The sequence below is a fragment of the Mycolicibacterium sp. CBM1 genome (assembly GCF_054073305.1).
Window position 1 is genome coordinate 1 of sequence record NZ_JBSXPP010000022.1, and the last position, 16,067, is coordinate 16,067.

Here is a 16,067-nt window from a genome sequence, read left to right on the forward strand (position 1 = left end):
ATAAAGTTACGGCGGCCATAGCGGCAGGGAAACGCCCGGTCCCATCCCGAACCCGGAAGCTAAGCCTACCAGCGCCGATGATACTACCCAACAGGGTGGAAAAGTAGGACACCGCCGAACACAAATTAGGTCCTGGGCCCCCAATTCCGATTGGGGGCCCAGGCTTTTTTGCGTTGAATGGGCTCAATCGAAAAGCGAGAATTCGGCTGGCTTTCGGCTTTTCTCGAGCGCCAGCAGAGTGCGTTTACGATCAATTCCACCGCCATATCCGGTTAGGCCTCCGCTCGCCCCGATTACACGGTGGCACGGCACGATGATTCCGATCGGATTTCGACCATTGGCCAATCCGACTGCTCGTGGTGCATTCGGAGCACCGATTTGAGCGGCGATTTCCCCATACGACCGGGTTTCGCCGTATGGAATGGTGCGTAAGGCCGACCAGACCTTGCGTTGGAATTCGGTCCCGCCGAGATCCAGTTCGAGATCGAATTCGACGAGTTCGCCGGCGAAGTAGGCCGCCAGCTGCTCGACGGCGTCGGCGAAGATCTCGTCGTCGGACTGCTCCCAGGCGGACCTATCCGGCTCGTGCGTCTGATCCACCATCCGCAGATGCCGCAGCGTCGATCCCGTGCCGGCCAGCGTCAGTGGCCCGACGGGGCTGTCGATGATGCGGTATCGCAGGGGCGTGGTCATCGGATCGTCTCCTTCGGTGGCCAATGGTTGACCGAGTGGTCGAGTGTGGTCCATAGGTGTTGAACGGCGTAGGAGCGCCATGGTCGCCAGCGTCCGCCGTGCTGGGTCAGGGCCCGCACCTCGGATGGCAGGCCCAGTTGGTCAGCCGCGAGCCGCACACCGAGATCGCTGGCCGGAAAGGCATCGGGATCACCGAGCCCCCGCATCGCGACGATCTCGGCCGTCCACGGCCCGATTCCCGGCAGTGCCAGCAGCTGCCGGCGGGCCTGCTGCCAGTCGCAGCCGACATTCAGTGTCAGCTCACCGCCTCCGAGGGCCTCGATCAGCGTGGTCACAGAACGCCGGCGGGCGGCCGGCACGGCAAGGTGTACGGGGTCGATAGCCGCCAGCTGAGCGGTGCTGGGGAAGGTGTGCGTCAGTCCGCCGTGCGGGTCGGCGACCGGTGTGCCGTAGGCGGCGACAAGCCGGCCGGCGTGGGTGCGTGCGGCTTCGGTCGACACCTGCTGACCGAGAACGGTTCGCACCGCCAGTTCCTCTTCGTCGACGGTGCGCGGGATCCGCTGCCCGGGCGCCTTGGCCACCACCGCGCTGAGGTCGGCATCGGCACCCAGTACGTCGAGGACGGCTTCGGGGTCGGCGTCGAGGTCCAGCAACCGTCGGCAGCGAGCGATGGCCGTGGCCAGGTCGCGGACCCGCTCGAGCACCAACGTGCAGCGGACGTGGTCGGGTTGCGGGGTCAGGCTCACTACCCCATGACCCGACGGAAGGCGCAGCGTGCGGCGGTAGGCGCCGTCGCGCACTTCTTCACAGCCCGGCACCGCGGTGGCTGTCAGATGCCCGAAAACGCCTTCATAGGCGAACGGGGTACGCACGGGAAGCCGCAGCGACATCGCTTGCCCGTCCGGTGCGCTTGTCGCCCAGTCCCGACGAGAGGCCTTGGCCCGCAACGCTGTCGGTGTGGTGTCGCAGGCGGTACGCACCGTGTCGTTGAACTGCCGGATGCTGGCGAAGCCCGCGGCGAACGCGATGTCGCTGAAAGCCATGTCGGTCGTCTCGATCAGCACCCGCGCGGTCTGCACCCGCTGCGCCCGCGCCAGAGCCAACGGCCCCGCGCCTACCTCGGCCTGCAGCATGCGCTCGAGTTGACGCGGTGTGTACCCCATCCGCGCCGCCAGTCCGGTGACACCCTCGCGGTCCACCGCCCCATCTGCGATCAGCCGCATGGACCTGGCCACCGCGTCGCCGCGGACGTTCCACTCCGGCGATCCCGGTGAGGCGTCGGGGCGACACCGCTTGCAGGCCCGGAAACCCGCTCGCTGCGCGGCCGCCGAGCTGGGGTAGAAGCGCACATTGCGGGCTAGGGGCAACCGAACGGGACAGCTGGGCCGACAGTAGATGCCGGTGGTCAGCACCGCGGTGACGAACCAGCCGTCGAACCGGGAGTCCTTGGATTGGACGGCCCGGTAACAGCGGTCAAAATCGTCGTGCACATCTCAAACCCTTACACGGCGGCACTGACAGGACTAGCGGAAAACCGACATCGTGGCGCGGGGAGTCAGCGGCTCGACTTCGTGCGCGAGCGGCCGCGGGGCGGTTCCGTGTCGCCGCCGGCCGTTTGACGCTCTTCCAGCAGTCCGTCGCACGTGCTGACCAGGTGACGCAACATCTCGCCGGCCGCCTCGTCGGCGTCGCCGGCGACGATCGCATCGAAGATGGCGCGATGGTCGCGCAGGGACTGCTCCGGCTGGCCGGTGCGCGTCAACGAGGTCTCCGACGTGCGATCCAGAGAGCGGCGGATGCCGTGCAGCAATTCCATGAGCACCGGATTGTGGGCGGCCGCAGCCACCCCCATGTGGAATCGGCGATCACCGGCCAATCCCGGCTGCCCGTCGGCGATCTCGTCGGCCATCAAGGTGAGGCCTGCCTCGATCTCTGCCATATCAGCGGTGGTTGCGCGGTTCGCGGCAAGCCGCGCGCACTGAGTCTCGAGAGCCTGGCGGGTCTCCCAGATGTAGGGGTGGTCGGCATGGGTCTCGATCAGTTCGGCAGCCAGCGAGGAGATCAGGTCCTCGGGGCGGCGCATGAGGTAGATGCCCTCACCGTGACGTACCTCGACGATGCCCTGTGCGCGCAGCGCGGTAACGGCCTCGCGGATCGACGACCGTCCCACCGACAACTGCTGGGCCAGTTCGCGTTCGGTCATCAGCCGGTCACCGGGTTGCAGTTGATTGATGTCGATGAATTCGCGCAGCTGGTCGCTGACCTGCTCGTAGATCGGCTTGCGATTCACAGGACGCAGCGAGGTGTTGCGTTTCGCTGAACTCGACATGTCCATCCCGTCGCACTGGTCCCGGTGTCCACCCAGGTTACCGCCCGCGCGGAGCCCACCGGCTGGTGGAGTCGACGCGGGCGGACAGGTCACGATCGTGGAGTTATTGGGTCGTCGACAAAATTGACTGCGGTACTGCGCGCACGCCGTACGGTGTTGCCGAAGACGTCGGGTCGGCTGTAATGACCGGTCGGATCGAATGTCAGTCGCTCCTGGGCAACTTCACCCAGCGCCAGGTCGGCGACGATGAGTCCCTCGGCGTCGGCTACTGGCGTGATGAGCCATCGACCGTCTGGTCCGGCGACGGCCGAGCCACCGTCGAAGGGGACTGCCGACGAGCGTGCGCGCAGTTCGTCGGCGAGCGGGAAGTCATCGGGAACCTCGTCGGCGCGCAAGAGGCCCGACACCGCGACGCTGAAAACCCGCCCCTCCAACGCGATGAACCGGGTGATGTCGACGGTGAGATCTGTCGAGCCCGGCCAGATCCCGACATGGACGTCCTCGCCGCCGGCGTACATCGCCAGGCGCGCGGATGGCATCCAGTTCTCCCAACAGTTCAATGCACCGATGCGGCCTCGTCCGACGGCGTGGGTGCGCAACCCGGCGCCATCACCGGGTGCCCAGACCAGACGTTCGTCGTAGGTGGGTATCAGCTTGCGATGGTGGCCGACGAGTCCGTTCGCCGGATCGACGGCCAGTAATGCGCAATACGTCGATCCGTGCCCGTTGCCCGTTCCCCGCTCCGTCACACCAACCACCAACGCCAGGCCCAGGTCGCCCGCCACGGACCGAAGCTGGTTCACCTCGGGTCCGGATATCTCGATTGCGGCGTCGAGATAGTAGGCATAGCAGGCCTTCTGGGCTGGGTCGTTGAACCGTGCCCCTTCGGTCCTGGGCAGCCAGAAGGGGTAGCCGCTGAGGTAGGACTCCGGGAAGACCACCACCTCGCAGCCCTCACTGGCGGCGGCTTCGGCGCAGGCGATGACCCTTTCCAGCCGCGCCGACGGGTTCAGCCACGGTCCGCCGAGTTGCGCGGCACCGATGGTCAGCAGCTGCGCAGGGTCCTCGTCCGGACGCCGGTATGAGGCGATCGTGGTGATCGCAGGTGAAGTCACCTCAGTACACCTCGAAGTATTCGCGTTGCTCCCAGTCGGTGACGAAGGCGTTGAACCGGGCGACCTCGTGCCGTTTGATCGCACTCAGGTAGTTGACGAACGCGTCGGAGAGTTCGGCGCGCAACAGGGTGGAGTTCTCAAAGCTGACCAGCGCGGACTCGAGATTCGCCGGTAGGCTGGGGGCTTGCGCCAGGTACGGCTCGTCGGCCGACGGGCCTGGGTCGGTATTGTGCCGCAGCCCATCTCGGCCGCTGACGATCTGTGATGCGAGATAGAGATACGGATTGGCCGCCGGTTCACCGATCCGGTTCTCCAGGTGTGTGGTGGCGTCCCCGCGGCTGCCGGCGACCCGGATGAGTGCCCCTCGGTTCTCCTCGGCCCAAGCCACTCGGTCGGGGGCGAACGAATCCGGCCGGAATCGCTTGTAGCCGTTGATGGTCGGTGTGGTCAGCACGGAGCATGACAGGGCATGGTCGAGAAGTCCACCCATGAAATGCATGCCGGTGGGGGAGAGCAGGTTGCCGTCGTCGGCGGCGAAGGCGTTGTCGGCGCCGGCGCTGCGGAGGGACTGATGAAGATGCCAGCCGCTGGAGAACGCGTTGGGAAATGACGGCCTGGCCATGAAGGTGGCGTGGTAACCGTGTCTGCGACACAACTGTTTGATGGTGCCGCGGATCAACACGGCGGCGTCGGCGGCGGCGGTCCCGACCATCGGGTCGAAGGTGAATTCGACCTGGCTCGGCCCCCATTCGTCTTCGACGGTGGCCAGGGGCAGCCCCAGCGCGACGAGGTTGTTGCGCAGGATGCTCAGGATCGGCTCGATCTCGTCGCCGCGATTCTCTGTCAGGTATTGGAAGCCGTGTGCGACGGCCCGCACCTCCGGCGGTGTAGGCGGGTATCCAGAATCGGCGAACGCAAGTTTGGGATCGACGAGCTGGGTGATGTAGCACTCGAGCTCGATACCGGCGACATAGTCGAAACCTTCGGCGGACAGTCGCTGCAGTTGGGTCTGCAGGACACCGCGGGTATCGAAGGGAACTCGCTCTCCAGACTGATAGTAGAGGTCGCACAGCACCCATCCCGTGCGTTCCAGCCAGGGCAGGATCTTGAAGGTGGTCGGGTCGGGGACCAGCACCCCGTCCGGGAGACCGGTCATCCGGGGATCGCCGAGCGCCGACGCGCCGAACGGGGCTACCACCGGATTGTTAGTGGTGTCGAAGATCAGCGTTGCGGTCTGGAAGTCCTTGCCGTCGCGCAGTGTCGACTGGAAGTGGCCGACCTCGACAGTTTTGCCGCGCAAGATGCCGTGCTGGTCGCTCCACGCGATGCGGACTTGGCGCAGTCGCAGTTCTTCGACTTCGGCGGCCAGCGCTGCCGCGCGGTCGCTCTGCGCATCGGTCCACAGCCGATGTCTGGCGATGAATCCTTCTTGCATCAGGTCCTCCGGTGATCAGGTGGTCTGATGACTAGTCTTGGGGAAGGTCGTTTCGGCGAGGTTACCGGCAGGAATCGGCCTGGAGTCGGTGCTAGGGGTCGTCGCCGAACCGGATCTGGATCCCGTGGAATAGCGCAACGAGTCGGCGCACCAAATCCGATGCGCTATCGGCACCTAAGCCAGGGTGACCAGCTGCGTGGGTTGCTCGTAGCCCCGCAGGGTGACGTGCTCACCCAGCGTCCAGTGCTCGCGCTCGGCGGAGCGGGCGCCGTCGAAGGCTGCCGCCGACGCCAGCACCCGGTGTGGAAAGTTCTTGGCCAGCTCTGAAAGTCGTGCGGCCTCGTTGACCGGCTCGCCGATCACGGTGTACTCGAATCGCTCGTTGGCTCCGACATTTCCGGCCACCACCTGCCCGGCCGAGACCCCGATGCCGGCCGTGCACTCGGGGACCTCTAGCTCCAAGCGCGCCACGATCGCGCGGGCGGCGGCCAGTGCATCGTCTTCGGGGTTGTCCAGCGTGACGGGTGCGCCGAAGATCGCCAGAGTGGCGTCACCCTCGAACTTGTTGACCAGGCCGCGGTGTCGGTCCACCTCCTCGACGACGACGCCGAAGAATCGGTTGAGCAAACCCACAACATCCTTCGGCGGCAGCGTGCTCACCAGCTGGGTGGAGGAGACGATATCGACGAAAAGCACTGCTACATGGCGTTCTTCGCCGCCGAGTGTCGGGCGTTGTAGCTCCGCTGCGGCGGCGACCTCCCGGCCGACGTGGCGGCCGAACAGGTCGCGGACCCGCTCCCGCTCGCGTAGCCCGTGCACCATCGCGTTGAAACCGCGCTGCAGCTCGCCGAGTTCGGTGCCGTCGAACACCACCAGGTTGGCATCGAAGTCACCGTTCTCGACGCGTTTGAGCGCGTCGCGCACCACCCGAACTGGAGCGGCGGTGATCCACGCCAGGATCCACATCAGGAGGAATCCAAAGACCAGCGTGAAGAGCGCCGTGATCATGATCGCGACCTCGAGCTGCGTCTTGGTGAGGTTCTGCAGCAGCAGGGACAACAGCGCGGTCAGTCCGATGCCGATCACCGGCACACCCGAACCGAGCATCCACACGGTCATCGTGCGGCCCATGATGCCCGGGGCCAGCCGGTGTGGCGGCGGCCCGGCGGCCAGTGCCTGCGCGGCCACCGGGCGCAGTGCGAACTCGGTGAACAGGTAGGCGCTCGTCGCCGCCATGACGCCGGCGAAGCCTAATACCAAAGCAATCCGGGGAATGAAGTCGGTGTCGTACATCCCGTACAGGACGGTGAACGCCGCCGCGCCGACCGCCCAGAGCGTGAGCTGGGCCAGGGCCACCCGCCACGGCGTGAAGAACGCGTTGCGCTGGTCGACGCGGGTCGGCTCCCTGCCCTCGACGGCCCAGCGCAGGTCGTTGACCGTACGGGTGGTGATCCACCAGCTGCCGAACGCCAGCGCGAAGACCCCATATGTGGGTACCACCCCGAATGTCAGCCAGGCCGGCGCGTCGTGGAACACGCTGGGCGCCGGATAGGCCACCGTCACCAGCAATGCCGCCGCCAGGATCCCGATGACGTTCACGGTCAGCAGCGACACGGTGACCAGCGTCTGGATCCGCACCCGGCGGCGGGCCGGGCTCTCGGTCACCTTGCCCAGCAGCAACGAACCGTAGGCCGGCGTGGCGCCCAGCCGGCCGCTCTGTCGCGTCACCCGCTCCAGGACACGGCCCAACCGCTGCGCAAGGCTGGGGTGGGAAGACATGGTGGCGTCAGCCTAATTCGTCGCCGCCGCCAGACCCTAAGCTTGTGCGGTGCGCCTCGTGATCGCTCAATGCACCGTCGACTACCTCGGCCGGTTGACCGCCCACCTACCGTCGGCTCGTCGGCTGCTGCTGATCAAGGCCGACGGGTCGGTCAGCGTGCACGCCGACGACCGCGCCTACAAGCCGTTGAACTGGATGAGCCCGCCCTGCTGGCTGACCGAAGCCGACGACGGCCCGCAGCCCGTCTGGGTAGTGGAGAACAAGGCGGGTGAGCAGCTGCGCATTACGCTGGAGGCCATCGAACACGATTCCAGCCACGAGCTGGGTATCGATCCGGGTTTGGTCAAGGATGGAGTGGAAGCCCACCTGCAGGAGCTGCTCGCCGAGCACATCGCGTTGCTGGGGGAGGGCTACACCCTGGTGCGCCGCGAGTTCATGACCGCTATCGGACCCGTCGACATCCTGTGTCGGGACGAGCAGGGCCGCACCGTCGCGGTGGAGATCAAGCGCCGCGGCGAGATCGACGGTGTCGAGCAGCTGACCCGCTACCTCGAACTGCTCAACCGGGACAGCCTGCTGGCGCCGGTCGCTGGCGTGTTCGCCGCCCAGCAGATCAAGCCGCAGGCGCGCACTTTGGCCACCGACCGCGGAATTCGCTGTGTCACATTGGATTACGACAAGATGCGCGGCATGGACAGCGACGAGTTCCGGCTCTTCTGATGCCGCGGCGCAGACCCGCGCGGCGCAGGGACAGCGTTCTTCCTCCACTGCCCGGCCGGCGCCGAATAGAGACGGGCGCCGACGGGTTCGACTACGAGGTCAGGCCGATCCCCGGCGTGCGCGCGATCAAGAGCTACCGCTGTCCAGGGTGTGACCACGAAATACGATCCGGCATCGCACATGTCGTGGTGTGGCCGGTCGATCAGGGCGACACTGGACTCGACGATCGGCGCCACTGGCACACGGGGTGTTGGGCCAACCGCGCGACCCGCGGTCCGACCCGGAAATGGTCGTAGCGGACTAGTGCGAGGCGGCCGGCTCGACGAGTTCCACCAGGACGCCACCGGCATCCTTGGGGTGGATGAAGTTGATCCGAGAGTTCGCCGTCCCACGCCGCGGGGCGTCGTAGATCAGCCGGACACCCTGGCCGCGCAGCTGCTCGCTGATGGCATCGAGATCGCTGACCCGGTAGGCCATCTGCTGGATGCCGGGGCCGCGCTTGTCGATGAACTTCGCGATCGTCGAGGACTCATCCAGCGGGGCCATCAGCTGGATCTGGGCGCAGTCCGGCGCGGCGTTCTTCAGTGACAGCATGGCTTCGCGGATGCCCTGGTCTTCGTTGATCTCCTCGTGCACCAGGATCATGCCGAGATGCTCGTGGTACCACTGTATGGCGGCATCCAGATCCGGCACTGCGATGCCGATGTGGTCAACGGCCGTGACGAGCGCGCCGGCCAGAACCGGACGGGCATCAACTTGATCAGCGGTCATAACGCAAAGGTAACCTAACCACATCGGATCCAACACTTGGGGGATCTGTGAATAGCCGCTCTGCCGCGGCTCGAAACGCCCTTGGAGGTAGGAATGACGACGTCGGTGATCGTTGCTGGAGCCCGCACGCCGATCGGCAAGATGCTGGGTTCGCTGAAGGATTTCTCCGGCAGCGATCTGGGCGGGATCGCCATCAAGGCGGCGCTGGAGAAGGCCGGCGTTCCGGCCTCCCTAGTCGAGTACGTGATCATGGGTCAGGTGTTGAGCGCGGGCGCCGGACAGATGCCGGCGCGTCAGTCGGCGGTGGCCGGCGGAATCGGCTGGGACGTGCCGGCCCTGAGCATCAACAAGATGTGCCTGTCGGGCATCGACTCCATCGCCCTGGCCGATCAGCTGATCCGGGCCGGCGAGTTCGACGTCGTGGTGGCCGGCGGCCAGGAGTCCATGACCAGGGCGCCGCACCTGCTGATGAACAGCCGGGAAGGCTTCAAGTACGGCGATGTGACGATGCTCGATCACATGGCCTATGACGGCCTGTACGACGTGTTCACCGACCAGCCGATGGGCGCGCTGACCGAGCAGCGCAACGACGACGACAAGTTCACCCGCCTCGAGCAGGACGAATTCTCCGCCGCTTCGCACCAGAAGGCCGCCGCGGCCTGGAAGGACGGCGTGTACGCCGACGAGGTGGTGCCGGTCGAGATCCCGCAGCGCAAGGGTGACCCGATCGTGTTCGCCGAGGACGAGGGCATCCGGGCCAACACCACGGCCGAATCGCTGTCCGGGCTCAAGCCGGCCTTCCGCAAGGACGGCACCATCACCGCCGGTTCGGCCTCCCAGATTTCCGACGGCGGGTGTGCCGTCGTGGTGATGAACAAGGCGAAGGCGCAGGAACTCGGGCTGACCTGGCTGTGCGAGATCGGGGCGCACGGTGTCGTCGCCGGGCCGGACTCCACCTTGCAGTCCCAGCCGGCCAACGCGATCAAGAAGGCCATCGCCCGCGAGGGCATCAGTGTCGACCAGCTCGACGTCATCGAGATCAACGAGGCGTTCGCCGCCGTCGCGCTCGCCTCCACCCGCGAACTCGGCGTGGATCCCGCCAAGGTCAACCGCAATGGCGGCGCGATCGCTGTCGGCCACCCGATCGGCATGTCCGGTGCGCGGATCACGCTGCACGCGGCGCTGGAGCTGTCCCGGCGCGGTTCGGGCTACGCCGTTGCCGCGCTGTGCGGCGCCGGCGGCCAGGGCGACGCGCTGATCTTGCGCGCCGGCTGAGGCCGAGGACAACGACGGTCCGTAGTAGCTGGCCGGGCGCTGCGGCACAATGGCGTCATGACGAGCACCTTTGACATCCGGGGCACAGCGGGACGGTTCCGGTTGGTGGCGTTGGCCGAGGCTGTGAGCTGGGTCGGGCTGCTGGTTGGCATGTACTTCAAGTACCTGGGCAGCCCGCGCACCGAGATCGGCGTCAAGATCTTCGGCATGGTGCACGGTCTGGTGTTCATCGCCTTCGTGGTCACCGCTGTACTGGCCGGTATCGCCTACTCGTGGCGACCGGTGACGTGGTTGCTGGCGTTGCTGGGCAGCATCGTGCCGCTCGGTAGTGTGATCTTCCTCATATGGGCTGATCGCACCGCCAAACTCGATGGTGCGCAGGCCCGCGGCAAGGCTGCGACCGATTCGCCTCAGCCGGTGGATTCGGCGCCGACGGCGACGTGACAAACTTGAAGGCGTGACGCGTCCACGCCCTCCGATCGCCCCGGCTATGGCCGGCGCCGTCGATCTCTCCGGTCTCAAACAGCGACCCCAGCAGGCCGCTGCGGGCGGTACATCCGCGCCCGCGGGCGGTGTCGAGATCACCGAGGCGAACTTCGAAGCCGAGGTGCTGGCTCGCTCCAATGAAGTACCGGTCGTCGTGCTGCTGTGGTCGCCCCGTAGCGACGCCTGCGTCCAACTGGCCGACGCGTTCGCCGGGCTGGCCGCCGCCGACAACGGCACCTGGTCGCTGGCGACGGTGAACGTCGATGTCGTTCCCCGGGTGGCCCAGATGTTCGGCATCGAAGCGGTGCCTACCGTGGTGGCCCTGGCCGCCGGGCAGCCGCTAGCCAGCTTCCAGGGCCCGCAGCCGCCCGAGCAGCTGCGGCGCTGGATCGACTCGCTGCTGTCGGCCACCGCCGGGAAGCTCTCCGGGGCCCCGGGATCCGAACCCGAGCAGACCGACCCGGCGCTCGACCAGGCGCGCGAGCACTTGGAGGCCGGCGACTTCGCGGCCGCCGCGACTGCTTACCAGGCCATCCTGGACGGCGATCCCAACCACGCCGAGGCCAAGGGCGCGCTGCGCCAGATCGCGTTCCTTGAGCGTGCCACCGCTCACCGGCCCGACGCCGTAGCGGTGGCCGATGCCGCACCCGGCGACATCGATGCGGCCTTCGCCGCTGCCGACGTGCAGATCCTCAATCAGGACGTGGTCGCGGCCTTCGACCGGCTCATCGCTTTGGTGCGCAAGACCGCCGCCGACGACCGCACCCGCGTGCGGACTCGGCTCATCGAACTGTTCGAGCTGTTCGACCCGGCCGACCCCGACGTGATCAAGGGTCGGCGCAACCTCGCCAACGCGCTGTATTAATTCGTCGAGATCGACGAAATGGTGCGATCTACTCGCACTTTCGCGCCCGTTTGTCGGTTTGGCCGAAATCAGGGGGCGGGTTCCAGCCAGATCGCCGACGTGGGCGGCAACACCAGCGTCGCCGACGCCGGCCGGCCATGCCAAGGCTCCTCCGTGGCCTCGACCGCGCCGAAGTTGCCGGCGCCGGCGCCGTTGTAAATCGTCGCGTCGCTGTTGAGCACCTCACGCCACGTCCCGGCGTGCGGCAGACCCAGCCGATAGCGGGAGTGTTCGCTGCCGGAGAAATTGAACACACACGCCAGCACCGAACCGTCGCTGCCGTAGCGCAGGAAGCTCAGCACGTTGTTGGCCGAGTCGTTGGCGTCGATCCAGGAGTAGCCCTCCGGGCGGGAGTCCTGACTCCACAATGCCGGGCGCGTGCGGTAGAGGCCGTTGATGTCGGCGACGAACCGCAGGATCCCCTCGGAGAAGCTGTTCTCGTCGAGCTGATACCAGTCGACCCCGCGTTCCTCCGACCATTCCGCCCGCTGGCCGAATTCCTGGCCCATGAACAGCAGCTGCTTGCCGGGATGGGCCCACTGATAGGCCAGCAGGCTGCGCAGGCCGGCCGCCTTGACATGGTCGTTGCCGGGCATCCGGCCCCACAGCGTGCCCTTGCCGTGCACCACTTCGTCGTGGCTGATCGGCAGGACGAAATTCTCGCTGAACGCATACAGCAAGGAGAACGTCAGCTCCCCGTGGTGATACGTGCGGTAGATCGGGTCGCGGCTGATGTAGTCCAGGGTGTCGTGCATCCAGCCCATGTTCCACTTCATCGAGAAGCCAAGCCCACCAAGGTTCGTCGGGCGGGTGACCCCGGGCCACGAGGTGGACTCCTCGGCGATGGTGACGATGCCGGGCGAACTCTTGTGGACGGTGGCGTTCATCTCCTGGAGGAACTGCACCGCTTCGAGGTTCTCGCGCCCGCCATAGATGTTGGGGGTCCAACCGCCGGCCGGGCGTGAATAGTCCAGGTAGAGCATCGAGGCCACCGCGTCGACCCGTAGTCCGTCGACGTGGAACTCCTGCAGCCAGTACAGGGCGTTGGCGACCAGGAAGTTGCGCACCTCGGCCCGGCCGAAGTCGAAAACGTAGGTGCCCCAGTCCAACTGCTCACCGCGGTGCGGGTCGGAGTGCTCGTAGAGCGGCGTGCCGTCAAACCGGCCGAGCGCCCAGGAATCCTTGGGGAAGTGCGCCGGAACCCAGTCGACGATCACGCCGATGCCGGCGCGGTGCAGCGTGTCCACCAGGAACCGGAAGTCGTCCGGTGAGCCGAACCGGGACGTCGGCGCGTAGTACGAGGTCACCTGATATCCCCACGAACCACCGAAGGGGTGCTCAGCGACGGGCAGGAGCTCGACATGGGTGAAGCCTTGGGCTACAACGTATTCGGTCAGTTGCTCGGCGAGCTCCCGGTAGCCCAGGCCTGGGCGCCACGAGCCGAGGTGCACCTCGTATGTGCTCATCGGCTCGAAGACCGGGTTCTGGGCGGCGCGCTGCGTCATCCACCCGGTATCGTCCCAGGTGTAGTCCGAGGTGAAGACCCGCGAGGCCGTGTGCGGCGGCACCTCGGTGGCGAATGCGAACGGATCGGCGCGGTCGGTGACCGATCCGTCGACGCCGTGCACCCGGAACTTGTACAGCCCGTCGGTGGGGAAGCCCGGCCAGAACAGCTCCCACACGCCTGAGGACCCGAGCACCCGCATCGGGGCGTCGTTGCCGTCCCAGTGATTGAACTCGCCGATGAGATTGATGCCCTTGGCGTTGGGTGCCCACACCGCGAAGGACACCCCCTCGACGACACCGTCGGCAGTGGTGAACGAGCGGGGATGCGCGCCGAGGATCTCCCATAGCCGCTCGTGGCGACCTTCGCCGTACAGGTACAGGTCCATCTCTCCCAGCGTCGGGAGGAAGCGGTAGCCGTCGGCGACGGTGCTGGTGTGCCCGCCCGGATAGGTCACTTCCAGGCGATAGTCCACCAGATTCGTGAACGGCAGGGCGGTGGCGAACAAGCCGGAGTCGATGTGCGTCATCGGGTGACGCTCGCCGCCGACCAGTGCCACGACCTCCTCGGCGTGCGGCTTGAGTGCACGAATGACGGTGTGGTCGTCGTATTCGTGGGCGCCGAGGATGTCGTGCGGGTTGTGGTGCACCCCGGCCACCAGTCGGGCCAACTCGCCGGGATCGGGGGCCAGGTAGGGGCTGGCGAGTTTGTCGGATCTCGTCATCTTGGCTCGGCTCCTCATCGTTGCGTCATTCCCGCCGAAGCAGAGTCGCTCGCTGGTCGGTCGGTATCAATGGCATGTTCAGAATGTGCGCGACGGCCTTGGCCGGTTCGAGGCGCACGTAGTTGGACTGGCCCCACTGGTATTCCTCCCCGGTGATCTCGTCGCGGACCCAGAAGCGGTCGTAGGGGTGCATACCCAGTGCTTCCATATCCAGCCACACAGTGCCCTCTTCGGGTCCGAAGGGGTTGAGAGTGACGACCACCAGCACGGTGTCTCCGGTCGTCGGGTCGAACTTGCTGTAGGCCAGCAGGGCGTCGTTGTCGATGGTGTGGAACGCGATGGTGCGCATCTGGCACAGTGCCGGGTGTAGGTGCCGGATCTCGTTGAGGCGCTTGAGGAACGGCTCCAGTGAACGGCCCTGCGCGAGCGCGGTCTCGAAGTCGCGGGGGCGCAGCTCGTACTTCTCCGAGTCCAGGTATTCCTCGCTGCCTTCGCGCACCGGAAGGTGTTCGAACAGCTCGTAGCCGGAATAGACGCCCCACGAGGTGCCCATCGTCGAGGCCAGCGCCGCGCGGATCGCAAACATGCCCGGGCCACCCTGCTGCAGGCTCGCGTGCAGGATGTCGGGAGTGTTGACGAACAGGTTGGGCCGCGCGTAGTCGGCGTGCTCGGCGATCTGGCGGCCGAACTCTTCGATCTCCCATTTGGCGGTGCGCCAGGTGAAGTACGAATACGACTGGGTGAAGCCGAGTTTGGCCAGGCCGTACAGCCGGGCGGGGCGGGTGAAGGCTTCCGCGAGGAACAGGACGTCGGGATCGATCGCCTTGACCTGACTGATCAGCCAGGCCCAGAAGTTGGGTGGCTTGGTGTGCGGGTTGTCGACCCGAAAGATCTTGACCCCGTGGTCCATCCAATGCCGAACCACCCGTAGCACCTCGTCGTAGAGACCGGCGGGGTCGTTGTCGAAGTTCAGCGGATAGATGTCCTGATACTTCTTGGGGGGGTTCTCCGCGTAGGCGATGGTGCCATCGGGCAGCTCGGTGAACCACCGCCGGTGGTTGTTGGCCCACGGGTGATCCGGGGCGCATTGCAATGCCAGATCCAATGCCACCTCGAGGCCGTTGTCGCGCGCGGTGGCCACGAACCGGTCGAAGTCCTCGATCGTCCCCAACTCCGGGTGCACGGCGTCGTGACCACCCTCGTCGCTGCCGATCGCCCACGGCGAGCCCACGTCACCGGGTTCGGCGGTGACACTGTTGTTCCGGCCCTTGCGGTGCACCTTGCCGATCGGGTGGATCGGCGGCAGGTAGACGACGTTGAACCCCATCGCGGCGATCCGGGGGAGTGCGGTGGAGGCCGTGGCGAACGTGCCGTGCACCGGGCGGCCTTCGTCGTCCCAGCCACCCGTGGAACGCGGGAACAGCTCGTACCACGCACTGCAGCGCGCCAGCGGCCGGTCCACCCACACCCCGTAGGTGGTGCCGCGGGTCACCAGCTCACGCAGCGGGAACTGGTCGAGCAGGGCGGTGACCTCGTGTGAGAGCGCCAGAGCCGCGCGGGTCAGCGGATCGCCGGGCTGCTGCAGCGCGCCCGCCGCCGCCAGCAGCGGTGCGCGGCGATCACGGGGGACACCGGTGGCGGCCCGCTCCAGCAGCCGCGCGCCGACCAGCAGGTCGTTGTTCAGCTCGGCCTCGCCCTGACCGGCGTTCAGCTTCACCGTGACGGCGTGGCGCCACGTGGTGATCGGGTCGCCCCAGCCATCGATCCGGAACGTCCACAGTCCCACCCGGTCGGGTACGAACTGGCCGTGGAAGGAGTCGGGGGTACGTCCCGGCGCCATCGAGTAGAGCTGCGGCTTGACCCGGCTGACCGGCGTCGACGACCCGGTCAGGTCGGCGCCCTCGAGCGCCTGCACCCGTCGGACCGGATTCTGGCCCAACTGGGGGTAGGCCGTGCCCAGATAGCGCACCACCAACGTCGCTGCCACCGCGTCGTGACCCTCGCGCCACACCGAGGCGCAGACCGGCACGACCTCGCCGACAACGGCCTTGGCTGGGTAGGTACCGCTGGACACGACGGGCGCGACGTCATCGATCTCGATCCGACCGGGCACCCAACCACTCCATTCCTGACGTGTATGCGGCGCGGCCTACGCCGAATCCGCTCGGTCTACTCGCTCGTGGCACAGCCGGGTTTCGCTGCGCCGGTCGTGACTCCTTGCCCCCGGGATAACCGCATCGCGCTCTGTTCACACCGTAGTGCCGGAATGAATGCTCGGGGGGAGAAGCACCGGTGGCCTCACGGTGCGAGGGATTCTCAGTAAGGTGGGGA

At 66.7% G+C, this 16,067-nt stretch carries 14 protein-coding genes and 1 rRNA gene; 6 read left to right on the forward strand and 9 right to left on the reverse strand.

Translation table 11 applies throughout. The features are described from left to right. Positions 1 to 7: 7 nt before the first annotated feature. A 5S ribosomal RNA gene (gene rrf, locus ACXDF8_RS23465) occupies positions 8 to 120 on the forward strand. A 63-nt stretch (positions 121 to 183) separates the two neighbouring features. Here the strand turns inward: rrf and ACXDF8_RS23470 are convergent. The 6 genes from ACXDF8_RS23470 to ACXDF8_RS23495 all read right to left on the reverse strand — a co-directional run bounded on the left by ACXDF8_RS23470 (position 184) and on the right by ACXDF8_RS23495 (position 7,351). After that, a complete protein-coding gene (locus ACXDF8_RS23470; RefSeq protein WP_457225673.1) occupies positions 184 to 693 on the reverse strand; it encodes a methylated-DNA--[protein]-cysteine S-methyltransferase in 510 nt (169 codons plus the stop codon). Then, entirely contained in the window at positions 690 to 2,183 is a 1,494-nt protein-coding gene (locus ACXDF8_RS23475; RefSeq protein ID WP_457225674.1) for an AlkA N-terminal domain-containing protein, read from the reverse strand. The genes ACXDF8_RS23470 and ACXDF8_RS23475 overlap by 4 nt, the downstream gene beginning before the upstream one ends. Positions 2,184 to 2,248: 65 nt before the next feature. Then, positions 2,249 to 3,022, reverse strand: coding sequence for a FadR/GntR family transcriptional regulator (locus ACXDF8_RS23480; RefSeq protein WP_457225675.1), 774 nt, complete (start codon positions 3,020 to 3,022; stop codon positions 2,249 to 2,251). 89 nt (positions 3,023 to 3,111) lie between these two features. Next, complete coding sequence (locus ACXDF8_RS23485; RefSeq protein ID WP_457225676.1) at positions 3,112 to 4,137, reverse strand: carbon-nitrogen hydrolase family protein; 1,026 nt, start codon at positions 4,135 to 4,137, stop codon at positions 3,112 to 3,114. A gap of 1 nt (position 4,138) precedes the next feature. Continuing rightward, positions 4,139 to 5,572, reverse strand: a complete 1,434-nt coding sequence (locus ACXDF8_RS23490; RefSeq protein WP_457225677.1) for a glutamine synthetase family protein — start codon at positions 5,570 to 5,572, stop codon at positions 4,139 to 4,141. 174 nt (positions 5,573 to 5,746) lie between these two features. After that, on the reverse strand, positions 5,747 to 7,351 hold the full coding sequence (locus ACXDF8_RS23495; protein ID WP_457225678.1) for an adenylate/guanylate cyclase domain-containing protein: 1,605 nt from the start codon (positions 7,349 to 7,351) through the stop codon (positions 5,747 to 5,749). Positions 7,352 to 7,400: 49 nt separating this feature from the next. Between ACXDF8_RS23495 and nucS the strand changes: the two genes are divergently transcribed. Further along, positions 7,401 to 8,072: an endonuclease NucS gene (gene nucS / locus ACXDF8_RS23500; protein WP_457225679.1), complete on the forward strand. Its 672-nt coding sequence runs from the start codon at positions 7,401 to 7,403 to the stop codon at positions 8,070 to 8,072. After that, the gene (locus ACXDF8_RS23505) at positions 8,072 to 8,368 is read left to right on the forward strand and encodes an Rv1322 family protein (RefSeq protein WP_457225680.1); all 297 of its coding nucleotides are present in this window, start codon (positions 8,072 to 8,074) and stop codon (positions 8,366 to 8,368) included. The genes nucS and ACXDF8_RS23505 overlap by 1 nt, the downstream gene beginning before the upstream one ends. Positions 8,369 to 8,372: 4 nt before the next feature. Here the strand turns inward: ACXDF8_RS23505 and mce are convergent, their stop codons facing one another. Then, on the reverse strand, positions 8,373 to 8,843 hold the full coding sequence (mce, locus tag ACXDF8_RS23510) for a methylmalonyl-CoA epimerase (protein WP_457225681.1): 471 nt from the start codon (positions 8,841 to 8,843) through the stop codon (positions 8,373 to 8,375). A gap of 93 nt (positions 8,844 to 8,936) precedes the next feature. Between mce and ACXDF8_RS23515 the strand changes: the two genes are divergently transcribed. From ACXDF8_RS23515 to ACXDF8_RS23525, 3 genes are read left to right on the forward strand one after another with little or no spacing between them, the layout of a single operon-like run. Continuing rightward, positions 8,937 to 10,118, forward strand: coding sequence for an acetyl-CoA C-acetyltransferase (locus ACXDF8_RS23515; protein WP_457225682.1), 1,182 nt, complete (start codon positions 8,937 to 8,939; stop codon positions 10,116 to 10,118). Between the two features lie 57 nt (positions 10,119 to 10,175). Beyond that, positions 10,176 to 10,562 carry a DUF3817 domain-containing protein gene (locus ACXDF8_RS23520; RefSeq protein ID WP_457225683.1) on the forward strand — a complete coding sequence of 129 codons (387 nt, stop codon included), beginning with the start codon at positions 10,176 to 10,178 and terminating at the stop codon, positions 10,560 to 10,562. Positions 10,563 to 10,575: 13 nt separating this feature from the next. Then, the gene (locus tag ACXDF8_RS23525) at positions 10,576 to 11,469 is read left to right on the forward strand and encodes a tetratricopeptide repeat protein (RefSeq protein ID WP_457225684.1); all 894 of its coding nucleotides are present in this window, start codon (positions 10,576 to 10,578) and stop codon (positions 11,467 to 11,469) included. A 68-nt stretch (positions 11,470 to 11,537) separates the two neighbouring features. Here the strand turns inward: ACXDF8_RS23525 and glgB are convergent, their stop codons facing one another. Further along, on the reverse strand, positions 11,538 to 13,736 hold the full coding sequence (glgB, locus tag ACXDF8_RS23530) for a 1,4-alpha-glucan branching protein GlgB (RefSeq protein ID WP_457225685.1): 2,199 nt from the start codon (positions 13,734 to 13,736) through the stop codon (positions 11,538 to 11,540). 25 nt (positions 13,737 to 13,761) lie between these two features. Next, positions 13,762 to 15,849, reverse strand: a complete 2,088-nt coding sequence (locus tag ACXDF8_RS23535) for an alpha-1,4-glucan--maltose-1-phosphate maltosyltransferase (RefSeq protein WP_457225686.1) — start codon at positions 15,847 to 15,849, stop codon at positions 13,762 to 13,764. Positions 15,850 to 16,067 lie beyond the last annotated feature (218 nt).